Raw genomic sequence first — 12,259 nt, 5'->3', positions numbered from 1 at the left:
ATAAAATGAAAAAACTATTTTTTACAGTCTTATTTCTTTACACCTGCACCGCTTTCTCTTTCTGTGATGTTATTCCAAAATCAATAGAAGAAGCGCGGGAATTGCTGTTTGACGAAATTATTGACTCTCTCTGTTTTAACGCCGCAGAGGCATTGCTTTTAAACCCGATTGACCCGATACGCGAGGGGTGGCACCGTCTCGAGAGTGTGGGGTTTGATTTAGCGCCCGAAGAAATTCCCACGACTCAAGAAATTATTGCGAGCGGCGGCGATTTTTCGCGATTGTTCAGGCGCTATCCGCTGATTTCACAATTCGAGCCGTTTATCCGTGTTTCTCGCAGGTCTCTGCAACAAGCGCCCGTGCGTTCAACGCTCACAGTTTTTGCACGACGAACAGACGGCGACGATGAACAATATTTCAGCATATCTTCCGCTACAAGAATTCAGGATAACCTGCTCGTTTCCGTGCAAGTTCGGGAGAGGCAGGACGAGCAATATTTGGAAAATCGCTCAATTTTGTATAGTTTTGGCGGTGATAATATTTCGGGATTTTTTAACGCGGGAAATCTTACGTCTCCCTCTAACGAGTTGCTTTTCGGGCGATACGCAACATTTTCGCAAGCACAAGGGGCGGACAATTTGTATTACGCCAGCAGAGGCGGCTACAACGGCATAATAACGCAAATCGGCACGCAACATTTGGGGGCTACGGGGTATTTTCACATACGCGAAAACGAACATTTGGCGGGCGGCGGCGTTTTTGTTCAGCCGCAATATTTTCGCTTGGAACTCAAAGCGATTTACGCAGAAAAAGGCGAAAACGAGGAAGTTTTACTTCAAGTCAGAGGGAATTTCACGAATTTGGGAATTTCTGTTTCAAACGCGATTTCTCTTTCCTCCGCCAAAAATGCGACTTTGGTTCAATACCAAAAATCTGCGCGAAATCTGCGGATAATCTCGCAAACTTATCTTTTGCAGGAAGGCTATAATTCGCCGTTTTCGTCGCTAATTCCGCGAAACGATACCTTGCAAAATCAAAAATTCGGCACAAATCTTTCGCTTTCGGGACGAGCTAAAACGCAAAGATATTCGCTTTCGACGCGTTATCTTCTGAATGGCGATTTCGGCACGGCGAGTATTGTCGGAGCTTACCATCTTCCCGAAATTACGGGTTTGGGCGTTCGTTCTAATTTTTCTCTGAGGACGGACACCACTCAGTTAAGGCAAACGCACACGGTTTTTAATCGTAAGCGGATAGGGCAAAATTTCAGAACAAATGCGAGCGTTGCAAATTCTTTTAATAAAGACGGCTGGCGACATAGTATTTTTAATCTCGGATTGGATAGTTTTCTGCCGAATGCGCAAATTGTTAACCTCGGATATTCGCATAGAATTCGCCTTGAGCAATCGCCGCAGGAAACGATATTTTTGTCGTATTCGGCAAGAAGCCCGAGCAGAAGCACTAAGTCTTTGGCTATGGATATTCCGCTCCAAGAAACATCGAAAGGAATGAGAATTTATGGTGAAATGCGTTTTGCTTTTCCTGTTTTTGATACTCGGCGCCTGTAGTTTGGATGACAAAAACCCGCCCCAAAATTTGCGTTGGACACAGGTTGGCGAAAAGTCGTTTGTTGAGTGGAACGGACAAGTTTTGAGATTAGATACGCTTACAAATAACCGAAATTTTGACGAAAATTGCAGATTTTTGCGTTTAAACAACGATTTATGGATTTTTGAAACGGGCAACGTTGCCGTTTGGCGAATAGACGGCGATATTCCCGACGAAAATATGTATTACAGTGAAAATTCCATCGCAATTTTGGGTAAAAATGCAGTAATTCCAAAGGTTTTGGCGCTTAAATTTTCGGCAATTATTGCGCTTCCGAACTTTGAAACTTCAAAATTGCTCTTAATTATGGAACATTACAACGAAAAAGTAATGCTCGCAAACGACAACAGCGAAATTACTTTCAAAACCGACGGGGTTTCGTGGTATTTTCAGTAAAAGTGCAATTTTTTTCCTTTTGAATTGCGGAAAATAGTATTTTAATAACGAAAACTCCTTGCTATCTTAAATAATTTAAGGAAGGGTAAAATTTATGACAAAGAAAAAAATAGAAGTAAAAATCGAGCACACGGAAGATTTTCTGGAAAAAATTACAGAAGCAATATTTCTTTTGTCCGAAAGAGACGGGCAAGTTTATACCAAAACAGATATTTATTATACAATGATTGATATGTTTTTCGAGAAAATGAAAAACAATCCGGACGAAATCGTAATCAAAAAACTCAAATAGAAAGTCTATCCAAAGGAGACAAGATGTCTAAGGAATTTGAAACGAAAATTTTGTGTATCGGCGCGGGATACGTCGGCGGTCCGACTATGGCGGTTATCGCTCAGAAATGTCCTAATGTAAAGGTGACGGTTGTCGATATAAACAAAGCAAGAATTGATGCTTGGAACAGTGAAAACCTGCCGATTTACGAGCCGGGACTTTATGAAGTCGTAAAAGAAGCGCGCGGCAGAAATTTGTTTTTCTCGACAGAATCGGAAAAAGAAATCGCGGACGCCGACATCATTTTTGTATCTGTAAATACGCCCACAAAACAATACGGAATAGGCGCGGGCAAAGCAAGCGATTTGCAATTTTTGGAAAAAACAGCGCGAACAATCCTTGCCGCCGCAAACACAAACAAAATTATCGTTGAAAAAAGCACTCTGCCTGTACGCACCGCCGAAGCAATGGAGCGCATTCTCAATTCAAACGAAAAAGGGCTTCATTTTGAAGTTTTGTCAAACCCCGAATTTTTGGCGGAAGGAACGGCAATCACCGATTTGCACAATCCCGACAGAGTTCTTATCGGCTCAATGGAAACCGAAAGCGGAATAGCGGCTCGAAATAAAGTTGTTGACATTTATGCAAATTGGGTTCCTCGCGAAAAAATTATCACAAGCAACGTTTGGAGTTCGGAATTGTCGAAATTGGTGGCAAACGCGTTTTTGGCGCAAAGAGTTTCGTCTATTAACGCGATTTCGGAGTTGTGCGAAAAAACACACGCCGACGTTCAGGAAATCTCAAAAGCAATCGGAACGGACACAAGAATTGGCTCCAAATTTTTGAATGCAAGCGTAGGTTTTGGCGGAAGTTGCTTCAAAAAAGACGTTTTGAACTTGGTTTACATTGCCGAAAGCAACGGACTTCCCGAAGTCGCCGAATACTGGGAATGGGTTATTAAAATGAACGACCACCAAACAAATCGTTTTGTACAGAATATTATCCGCTCCTCGTTTAACACGGTTGCAGGCAAAAGAATAGCGATGTTGGGTTTTGCATTTAAAAAAGATACGGGCGATACTCGTGAAACGCCTGCTTTCTATGTTGCCAAACAACTTCGCGACGAGCAGGCGCAAGTCGTGATTTCAGACCCGCAAGCGCTTGACAACGCAAAAATCGACCTCAAAGCCACTGATGGAATTGCATACGAAACAGACCCGTATAAAGCCGCAGAGGGCGCGCACGCAATTGCGATTTTGACCGAATGGGACTTGTATAAAACGCTTGATTACGAAAAAATTTACAAGACTATGGTAAAACCCGCAATGATTTTCGACGGCAGAAATATTTTAGACCACCAAAAACTCTACGACATCGGGTTTAACGTGTACAGAATTGGAAAAACACCGCTTCTCCACAAGGAAACAGCGTTAATTTAATCAGTTTTTGATTTTGGATATTTGTAGGGGCGTATTGCATACGCCCTTTTTTTTGTTTAATAATTCCAAATAATTAGTGTGTTCGTTTTAGGGCGTATGCAATACGCCCCTACAAAATGTTCTGAATTCTTAAAAATCAACCAATTCTACTTCAAAAATAAGCCAAGCGTTGGGTGGTATTACGCCGCCTGCTCCGCGAGAACCGTAAGCCAAATCGGGTGGTAGAACTATGGTACGCTTTTCGCCTCTTCTCATCGACAAAAATGCTAAATCCCAACCTTCAATAACCTCGCCTGCGCCGACTGTAAATCTAAATACTTGGTTTCTTCTGACAGAACTGTCAAAAACCGTGCCGTCCAAAAGTTTGCCTGTGTAATGCGTAGAAATCCTTGTGCCTCTCGGAGGAGTATCGCCTTCGCCTTCTCTTTCGAGTATATAGAAAAACCCGCCTTTAGCCTCAACCAAGTTGGGAAAGCGGCTTCTGACTTCTTCCACAACTCTTCTGTTTGCTTCGCCCTGCGCTCTTCTTTGATTTTCGCCGTGAGCGTTAAGAAGCGAGTCGAACTGTTCTTGGTCGGCGACAAATGCTTTTGCTTTTTTGCCTACGCGTTTAATTGTTATCGAGTCAATTCTGTCGCCTTGTCTTATAGCGTTTACTACACTTTGCCCATCAACAACGTGTCCGAAAACCGTGTGTCTGCCGTCCAAATGCGGCGTAGCTGTGTGTGTAATGAAAAACTGGCTTCCGTTAGTGCCGGGTCCTGCGTTTGCCATAGACAAAATCCCCGCTCCCGAATGTCTCAATTCAGGGTGAATTTCGTCGGGAAAATTATATCCGGGTCCGCCGCGCCCTGTTCCTGTCGGGTCGCCGCCTTGTATCATAAAGTTTTCTATAACTCTATGAAAAACGCCGCCGTTATAAAACGGCTCGCCTAATTCTTTGGCAGTGTTTCTGATTTTTCCTTCCGCAAGACCGACGAAATTTGTTGTCGTAAGCGGCGTTTTTTCAAATTCCAACGACAGTTTTATGTCGCCTTTTGTTGTGTGAATAATAGCAAACAATCCGTTTTTGCCTCTCATTGAGTCTTCCTTTCCGTCATCGTTGTCTCTGTCGGCAAATACAAACCAGCAAAAGAGCGATAACGCAGCAATAATTGTTAAAGTAATTTTTGTTTTCATTGTGTTTCTCCCAAAATATCGTTTTTAGTTTTCTTCTTCGTCGTCATTTATTTCTTCTTCATCCATATCAGGCGGAAGTTGGGCGGCTTCGGCTATGCCCAAAAATTCCCTTACCGTCATATCCAAGGTATCGCCGACTGCAATTCTGTATCGAACCCGCGCCATCGTTAAAAAGAAAAACGCCTGTCTGCTACGTTCCATTGCCTGCGCCATTCCTTGCATATATTCGTCAAAAAAGCGTGCCGTGCCGAGCGACACATAGCGGTTAAGCCAAGTTATCGCCTCATTGCGCATTTCGTAAGATTGCCCCAAAAAAGCCGTAGCCGTTCTCAGAAGTATGCGTATGGTATCTTCGACAAAATCGGGAGTCGGTTTTAACGCAAGCCTGCGAAAATCATCAACCGCCTGTCTGTTCGCATTCATAGTTTCAGTGATTGCGTTTCTGAGAGCAAACAAGGCTTCTTCGCTTTCCTCTTCGTCTTCGTTCACTACCTCCAAAATTCGCATAAGCATATTCCATCTCTGGAACGGAGGTATCTCTATCTCTTTAAGTTGAGATATATAACTCTCGATAAATTCGTTCGTCAGCGCCTCCTGCGATTTGCCGCCGCACCCCGAAAGAAGAACCAAACCGGTGAAAAAAACCAAAAAACCGATTACCCAAAATTGCTTTTTCATAAAGTCTCCTTAAAAAATTTACATATAAAATATGTTTTGCGCCTCCCTATGTTTGGATATTATTTATTTTTCGATGAAGAAATGGAGATTTTTACTTATAAGAGAAGACGAAAATTAAAGTTTTGCTACTTCTTTCCGAATAAGAAATTTACGCCAAGGTTTAAAGATAATTGCCTTAAACTAAACGGATAGCGTTCGATTATTTCTATCGGGGCACAGCCGGAAAAGCACTCGTAGTAATTATAACTCTCAACTAATTGTGATTTTTGATAACTGTAGCCCATTCCGACGTCAAACAAAACACTTCTGTTGCCAATAGAAATTCCAAACATCGGTTCAAAGAAAAATTCGCCGTCAAAAGAATAATCGGTAAAAATCGCATCCATTGTCAACGGAGACAATGACCCGCCCATTCTGAGACTAACAAACATTCGCAACAAATCTTCATATATCGGAAATTGCCCGCGGACTTCGCCGAAAATTGGGATGTAAAACATAGCGGTAGAAAAATCGTTATAACTCCCAAACTCATAAGAAACGTTTAATTTGCTTACACTTACCCCGCTTCCCAAGCCGAGAGACAGATATTCGTTAATATTATAACGAAGAACGAAAAGAACGCGACCGCCTTTGACGTTTGGGTCAAAATCGTAATCTTCGTGTTCTTCTCCGTCGAGGACTGCTTTTCCTGTTAAAAAAGAGTGTTCCCACAGAAGAGAAAACCCCGTTTTTGCCCAAGCGAATGATGCTGAAAATAGGATCAGCGTTAAGACTATTAGTGTTTTAGCGTTCATTGTTTGTTACTCCTTTTTTTTAATTTTCATATAAATCAATTGTTTCAAAGCTTAATCTTGATTCCTGCCTTCTTTGGTTTCTTGCTTCTGTTTTTTCCTAAAATTGAAAACCGATTTCAGTAAAAAACGGAAACTTAAACGAATCTACAACAACTTTATCGGCAAGTGAATCTCCTCTGTTTAGATGTCTTGCATTACCGCCTAATGTTGTTGTAATAGCACCACCGCCTTTTATAATGAAATTCCTTAATTTAAGACCGACAACAAGCGGAACGGATAAATCGGGAACCAATAAGTCGAATTTTTCATATTTATTATAACCGTGTGCGAAGTTTGCAGGGTCAAACATACCGCCGCCAAGTTTTCGATAATGAGTTAATGAGATTTGCGGACTTGTAAATAATTGAAAATAAGAATCGTTGTTTGTTTTTTTTCTTGTTCCTATGGCTACTCCGAGATAATAAGCGAAAAGGTCTTTGTCGGTTGCTGTGCGAAGATTAGCGTGGAGATTAGACCAGTCGTAACGAAATCTTCTGAACTCAAACTGAGCAAATGATGAAATCGCTATATTTCTAAACAGTCTATTTTCGCCTTTATTTATATGGTTAAATTTGGGGCGAATTTTAATATCACGGCGCAAAAAACCTAATAGTGAAACCGATAATTCTAATTTTTCGTTTGGAGCGCCAAATATTAAATAAGCGTCCATATAAGCAACGGGAAGAAATAGTGTCTCATATTCAAACGGTGTTAAATAAACGGTGCTTGAATACATAGAGTATCTATCTCCTGTTGCTGCCTTTTCATAGTGATGAATTACTGATAAGTCGTTATAAAATCCTCTCAAACGTAAAGATATGCCTCTATCTATGTAAGGAGAGACGTATGCTGTGTAAAGCGCAGAGTTGGCTGTACTGACAACAAGAAACAATAGCGCTGATAATATCTTCGCGTTCATAATCTACCATTTGCCTCTGCTATTGTGTATGTAAATCTCAGTTCCGCATTTTCTAAGCCATTACTAATCGGAAGAATTGTAAAAGTTCTGTCGCCACACTTAAACGAAGACTCTGCCCAATACTCAGGATTTCCTTTTACTAAAATTACCGGTTGTTCACTGAAAAAAGACGGAAGCATATAGCGATTTTCAAAACCACTATCCCACCACCATGGCGGACTTACAACTATCGGCATTCCGAATTTATACTTGGTTGCACTTAAAACCGGTTCATTATCTTGCAAGGGATTTATATACACGACGAGTCGAAAAGAATCTTGCCGATTTCTATATTTATCACCATAATTTGCAAAAACAGATAATCTGCGTCGAGTAGTTGCTTCATCAATATATTTAATCAATTCTTCCTTTGAAGAAATTTGTTTTTTTTGCACATCTATAATATCTCCAGTAAACAATACAGATTCAACGAATCCGTCGGGATATTTAATGTCGCCGCACCCAAAAAAAAATGTTGCGAAAATTAAGAAAACAAATATCTTCATTTAATTCCTCCTTCTTATGTGCAACTGATTACATCGGCGAAAAAACAAATGAGTTCTTTGAGACAAACACAAGGTTGTGAAAATACCGTGGATATAAACATTGCAAGCAAAAATAAGGCTAACGAAAAATTGGCGTTTTTCGCTGTCAAAGATTGCCTTTCCCGCTAAAAGCGAATATTCCGACAAAAGGGAAAACCCTGCTTTCGCCCAAGCGAGTGAAGCGGATAGCAGGATTATTGTCAAAGCAATCAGTTTTTTAGTGTTCATTGTTTGTTACTCCAATCGAATACTTCCTACTCTCATCATTGAAATTCCTGTTCTAACAACCGTATCGTCATTTTCTGTTAACAATATTGATAAATCATTGCTTTGAAGCGACAATATTGCATTGTCGTTATCTACAACTTTGAGAATTATTTCATAATCTATTCCGGGCAAAAGTCCTATGTCTATCAATTCTTGATATGTTCGGACTTCATTTGCGCCTGAAATATTTCCTTCCCAATTCGGATTAGTCAAAGAAATTGGGCTTAAAAAAGGATTGTTTCTATCTCTAACCCCCCAATAGTATGCTAAACTTCCGCCGACAATATCGTCTTCATCGGTCGCAGAAGCATAGAAATACATCGCTGTTTCTGCGTTTTCCGACGAAACAACTAATATAGTTTCTGTTTGCCCAACACGCCTTTCTGCTATTTCTCCGCTACATAAACATCTTGTCCCAATTTCAACCGAATCGATTCTCGGCGGCGCAAGAATAGGTAAAGGTATAGTGCCGATAACCGACGAATTTTCGTTGTCGGTTACCCTGTATCTTATCACATGATTTCGGTTTGGGCGTAAATTGTTGTGATATATAAAAGAATCAACGGGAGAATGAGTATTGTTCCAAGTAGAACTCAAATAATATGTGTTCGAATTGCCTTTTATTCTTCCGTTTTCTTCTGTAATCAACTTAAATGAAGATCTTAGAACAAATCTGTCTTCAAACCCGTCAAAGCCATGGCTATTAGGAAATCTTCGTGATTGGTTTATTCCGGGCAAAGCCCATTCAAATACTCCATTATTATAAATATCGTATTCAATTTTCACAATTTGGTCACTCTCATTTCCATCAGGATCCCAAGAGGGAAGTCCACAAATATAAAGCGGCTCAAAATCTGTAACGCCGCGAAATCCCGAATGAACACTATACCCATTAGCTTGTCTATGCTCTCCAAAGTCTTTTCTTTGAACGAGAAGGATGTGTGGATTGCTTATTCTTTGATTTCCTCTAAAAAATTGAAAATTCGCTTCAGGAAGACGGTTGAAAACGCTGATGTTTCGGGAAATGAAAGCGGTATCACCCTCATCGTCTTGGAATCGTGCCGTTATTGCAAATTGGCTGTTTTCAACTCTTATCGTAGTATTCAAAGTATTACCTGCTCCATCGCTTAATCGAACTCCGAGAAATCCGCTTTTCTTATCTTCTTCGCCTGTTATACCGGAAGAATCAATCACAGTCATTACCAATGAATCTGTTTTTGTTTGAACGCTCGGAAAGCGTACCGTATTGCCGTCTTTATCGGTTAACCGCCACTGATAAAACATGTCGTGCGCGTTAGGGTCGTGTTGAATTCTGTAACGCTTTGCAGGATCACTTTGAGTCCCGTCTCTTAATTCAAACCTTATGGCATCCGGGTCTCTTGCGAAAGCTGTAAATTTTAAACTTGCTCCATAATCCAAGCCGATGTTTGTAGCGCTTGGCGTTATCCTCATATCTTGTAGCGGCAAACGCGCCAGTATTGCGTCAATCATAATAAATCGACCGACTGCCATTGCGCTACGAGTTACACCATAGACAGGCTCTCCGTTGTGAAAAATTGTTCCGTTTCCATGTATAAGTGTCTGAAATTGGTCGTAATACGTAACCAAACAATTGGCTGTCCCAACAAAAGGTATAAAACATGGTTCACCCAAAGATGGTTTAGGAATGTTTATCCTAGCCCATTCAAGAGCCACTCGCGTTCTTTTTTCATAAAGATCTATCGCGTCATAAATTGTGCCGAGAAAATAAGTTGTCATTAAATTTTGACGATTAGATCTATTGGATATGGGGTTGTTTATATAATCACTTATTGCTAGTTCGTTTGCAAGTTCTCTTGCGTCAACATTACCACTAGCTTCCAGATAATCGCTTAATGCATGCCCAAAAGCTGTGCCTGCGTCTCCAATGTTGTGTATAATTTGGCGAAACGCTTTTTTTAAAGTTGTGGTATCTTTATAGTTTAAATATTCACGATAGAATTCATGGTTGCGCAAAGTCCTCATAGATTTATGAGTTCCTTTTTCTGTTACCATAAAAGTTTTCCAGGAGGAGTGAAGGTAGTCTTTAAAGCGAGAATTTATAAAAGCCTTTTCTCTTGAAAGCCCTACCGCTCTTAATGAAATGAATCCGAAAGGTAAGTGCCTCTTTACATAATGGCTAACAAAAGGATCATCTGATAACATATAACTTACTTGTATGTGTGATATAGGTGCCATTCGTACTGAACGAGAAGGAATAGGAATATCATAGTTATCGACAAGATGCCATACAAATTGCTCGTTGCTATTGACTTGATACGGCATTGTACCTTTGTCATCAAATTCGGCAAAATATTTTCTACCCTGAAACAATACAACCTCACCTGCATTATAATACGTATTTGCGTTCCAAGTGCAAATATTTGTTTCTTCTCCGAACAACAATGTCAACACGCACGTAATAACTGCCACAACTTCCTTAACTTTCATAACAAATCCTCCTCTTCTTGATTTAACTTCCACTCCTGCCTTCTCTGCTCTCTTCTCTCTCGCCTTTCTATGGCTCTTTTCTGCTTTAATTCTCTTTGCAATATTATTTCATCTCGATTTTCCATTTTTCTCTCTTTTCTTCTTTCCGGTATCGTACTATTTCCGAAATGAACGCCTATTTGCGCAAAAGCAGAAACACGAACACGAGAACTCTCAAACCATTTATCCGTAATATAACTACGGCTCCTCTCTCGAAAATCGTCGCTGATAGAAAAAACAATATCGTTTTTCGGCTCCAAATCCTTTTTAAGCGCGTCATTAGCAATAACAAGAGTTGGCGTTATTCCGCCGGTGAAAGAAAAACGTTGCGATTTTCCCCCTACCGCTCCGGAAATTACGCGACTTGCGACAGGAACGCTGATTTCGACTGTTTGGGCTATAATCTCTACAATGGGTGGTACGATATAATCCCCATTATATGACGGGTTGAGATTATCGTATATGTACCGAACAAAATTTAAAGACGGCGAAAAAAACAATTCACAAACATTGTTCGATTTCCTTCGAATTCTCGTCCCCAAAGAAGCACCAAAATATACTTGGCTTGTTGCCGCGCCTGTAAAAAAATTAAGTCGTGAAATTCCGCCAAATAACGACATTGCTGAATTGTCAAACAGTTTGACTCCGTCGCCTCTTTCATAAATACGAAAATTTATTATAAATTTATCCATAGGAGAATCGGCAAACGGAGCGAATGTTGCGGGAGGTATAGCTAAAGTAAAGAACCCCCATTCAAATCTATTATATCCAAAATTAAAGAACCCGCCGGGACGAAGCTGCGTCAAACCGACATTTATCATCTCGAAAAAGGTACTGTCGCCGGGTATAACTTCTGTATATGCATGCGAAAGTCCCAACCGATTCGATGGAAAAGTATAGCCGGCAGAAAAACTAATAGAAAAACCTTTTATAATATACGGCGAAACCACGGACTGCTCGGGAAATGTTGCAAATAAAAACGAGATATTTAACAGCAATAGCAATATAATGTTTTTGCAGTTAAAGCGCATTATCTTTCTCCCGAAGCATTAATATTAAAAGGGTATATTACCTTTATACTAAATGCAGAACGGCTATTGTCGGACGTTCTCGGACTTACCGGAAGAATTATGTGTCCTCTATACGAAGAATCTGCTAATTCAACGTGCCCCCATACAAGAATTAACGGCAGAACGTTTCTATAAACATTGCCGTTTCTCACAAGATTTACAGGCATTCCCAGCGAAAAAAGTTCTCGCGGCAATACCTCTTGTCCGTTGTAAAAAGTTTTTACGTGAACTAAAATATTATCTTGATCGGGTATCGGCGGATTTTCTAATATGATTTGCGCCAAACTGTCGAGAATACGGATTGCGTCCGTATTGCTTGAGTTTGCGTATCCTACTAAATCGTCTTTCGTTATTTCGGAATATGGTTTTTCCCAGTCAGAGGTTGAGACTATCCATCCACGAGTGAAAGTATAGACGGAATTTTGCTCGTCTTCAAAAAAAGAACAACTAAAAAACAAGAAAATCGGAACTACAAAGAATACTTTTTTCATAAAATTTTCTCCTTAA

General features: G+C 40.4%; 13 protein-coding genes and 1 pseudogene. 4 read left to right on the top strand and 10 right to left on the bottom strand.

The features are described from left to right. Positions 1–5: 5 nt before the first annotated feature. The 4 genes from FWE23_00300 to FWE23_00285 all read left to right on the top strand — a co-directional run bounded on the left by FWE23_00300 (position 6) and on the right by FWE23_00285 (position 3,714). The gene (locus FWE23_00300) at positions 6–1,568 is read left to right on the top strand and encodes a hypothetical protein (protein MCL2843886.1); all 1,563 of its coding nucleotides are present in this window, start codon (positions 6–8) and stop codon (positions 1,566–1,568) included. A gap of 1 nt (position 1,569) precedes the next feature. Continuing rightward, entirely contained in the window at positions 1,570–2,004 is a 435-nt protein-coding gene (locus FWE23_00295) for a hypothetical protein (GenBank protein MCL2843885.1), read from the top strand. A 94-nt stretch (positions 2,005–2,098) separates the two neighbouring features. Then, the gene (locus tag FWE23_00290; GenBank protein MCL2843884.1) at positions 2,099–2,296 is read left to right on the top strand and encodes a hypothetical protein; all 198 of its coding nucleotides are present in this window, start codon (positions 2,099–2,101) and stop codon (positions 2,294–2,296) included. 23 nt (positions 2,297–2,319) lie between these two features. Continuing rightward, entirely contained in the window at positions 2,320–3,714 is a 1,395-nt protein-coding gene (locus tag FWE23_00285; GenBank protein MCL2843883.1) for a UDP-glucose 6-dehydrogenase, read from the top strand. A 129-nt stretch (positions 3,715–3,843) separates the two neighbouring features. Here the strand turns inward: FWE23_00285 and FWE23_00280 are convergent, their stop codons facing one another. The 10 genes and pseudogenes from FWE23_00280 to FWE23_00235 form a co-directional block, all read right to left on the bottom strand. Next, positions 3,844–4,209, bottom strand: coding sequence for an FKBP-type peptidyl-prolyl cis-trans isomerase (locus FWE23_00280; GenBank protein MCL2843882.1), 366 nt, complete (start codon positions 4,207–4,209; stop codon positions 3,844–3,846). A 144-nt stretch (positions 4,210–4,353) separates the two neighbouring features. Continuing rightward, positions 4,354–4,794 (bottom strand): annotated as a pseudogene (locus FWE23_00275) (peptidylprolyl isomerase). Positions 4,795–4,917: 123 nt separating this feature from the next. Continuing rightward, positions 4,918–5,571, bottom strand: a complete 654-nt coding sequence (locus FWE23_00270) for a hypothetical protein (GenBank protein ID MCL2843881.1) — start codon at positions 5,569–5,571, stop codon at positions 4,918–4,920. A gap of 125 nt (positions 5,572–5,696) precedes the next feature. Further along, positions 5,697–6,365, bottom strand: a complete 669-nt coding sequence (locus FWE23_00265) for a hypothetical protein (GenBank protein MCL2843880.1) — start codon at positions 6,363–6,365, stop codon at positions 5,697–5,699. A 97-nt stretch (positions 6,366–6,462) separates the two neighbouring features. Continuing rightward, the gene (locus tag FWE23_00260) at positions 6,463–7,323 is read right to left on the bottom strand and encodes a hypothetical protein (protein ID MCL2843879.1); all 861 of its coding nucleotides are present in this window, start codon (positions 7,321–7,323) and stop codon (positions 6,463–6,465) included. Further along, a complete protein-coding gene (locus FWE23_00255; GenBank protein MCL2843878.1) occupies positions 7,320–7,868 on the bottom strand; it encodes a hypothetical protein in 549 nt (182 codons plus the stop codon). Before FWE23_00255 ends, FWE23_00260 begins: the two co-directional genes overlap by 4 nt. Continuing rightward, a complete protein-coding gene (locus FWE23_00250) occupies positions 7,869–8,135 on the bottom strand; it encodes a hypothetical protein (GenBank protein MCL2843877.1) in 267 nt (88 codons plus the stop codon). Positions 8,136–8,141: 6 nt separating this feature from the next. Next, the gene (locus tag FWE23_00245; GenBank protein ID MCL2843876.1) at positions 8,142–10,643 is read right to left on the bottom strand and encodes a hypothetical protein; all 2,502 of its coding nucleotides are present in this window, start codon (positions 10,641–10,643) and stop codon (positions 8,142–8,144) included. After that, on the bottom strand, positions 10,640–11,713 hold the full coding sequence (locus FWE23_00240) for a hypothetical protein (GenBank protein ID MCL2843875.1): 1,074 nt from the start codon (positions 11,711–11,713) through the stop codon (positions 10,640–10,642). The genes FWE23_00245 and FWE23_00240 overlap by 4 nt, the downstream gene beginning before the upstream one ends. After that, on the bottom strand, positions 11,713–12,243 hold the full coding sequence (locus tag FWE23_00235) for a hypothetical protein (protein MCL2843874.1): 531 nt from the start codon (positions 12,241–12,243) through the stop codon (positions 11,713–11,715). Before FWE23_00235 ends, FWE23_00240 begins: the two co-directional genes overlap by 1 nt. Between the last annotated feature and the right edge of the window lie 16 nt (positions 12,244–12,259).

The organism is Chitinivibrionia bacterium (genome assembly GCA_009779925.1).
GTDB lineage: Bacteria > Fibrobacterota > Chitinivibrionia > Chitinivibrionales > Chitinivibrionaceae > WRFX01.
Note: the sequence above shows the minus strand (reverse complement) of the source record. Positions and strands in the feature narration are given on the sequence as shown.